This window comes from Pseudomonas sp. D8002 (genome assembly GCF_013385695.1).
Taxonomy (GTDB): Bacteria; Pseudomonadota; Gammaproteobacteria; order Pseudomonadales; family Pseudomonadaceae; genus Aquipseudomonas.
The window spans coordinates 1-668 of record NZ_JACAPM010000081.1 but is presented as its reverse complement, the minus strand read 5'-3'; the positions used below and the strand labels follow the sequence as shown (position 1 = coordinate 668).

Here is a 668-nt window from a genome sequence, read left to right as displayed (position 1 = left end):
GCGAAACGTGTTGAGCTTGGATTGTTGATCAACAACGACCCGTTGGCCCGCGTGGTTTGATTGATTACGCTATTGTCGAAAAACTCAGAAAATCCAAGGCTTCCAATAGTCCCTAAGTAAAACGACCATTCCGTGACATTGATCGTGTTGCCTCTAGCCCTTAGCCCCTTCCATGCAGCGGTCCCGGTACCCGCTACAGCGGAGGAAGCAGTAATGTGGTTGTTAAGCAAGTCGATGTTTTTAACGGCCGCGCTTATCTGGATTCCGGTATTGATGGACGTAATGTTGTTGCCGACAAACCTTGCCTGTGGTGTTTGCCAGTCAATACCAATTGAGCCTCCGCTGATGCTATTTCCTTCAATCAAGGGAGGCTGTGTCGCTGTATTGAGTTGGGACCTAATACCGATGGCATTTATGGATAGCAACTTCAGGATGTTATTCGAAATGATAATTTGGCCGTCGTGTGTAAAGCCTGTGACCGAGCCGACGCTTATCGCGACAGTGAACGAGCCTTGCAAGCTATTGGAAGATGCAATCAGTCTGTCAGTGCCGCTGTTAAAGAAAATGCCTAGTTGCTGTATTCCCGTAATGTTGTTTCCAGTAATAAGACAGTCGCGGCTTGCGACGGTTGTCGCATCCGGAAGTAGTGGTTGCCCGTTCAAGCCTAT

Annotated in this window: 1 protein-coding gene; it reads right to left on the bottom strand. The window is 48.5% G+C overall.

The genetic code is table 11. From position 1 onward, the window contains the following. Positions 1-668 (bottom strand): right-handed parallel beta-helix repeat-containing protein (locus HX807_RS31460; RefSeq protein WP_177052208.1); only part of this gene is annotated, 668 nt, incomplete at both ends.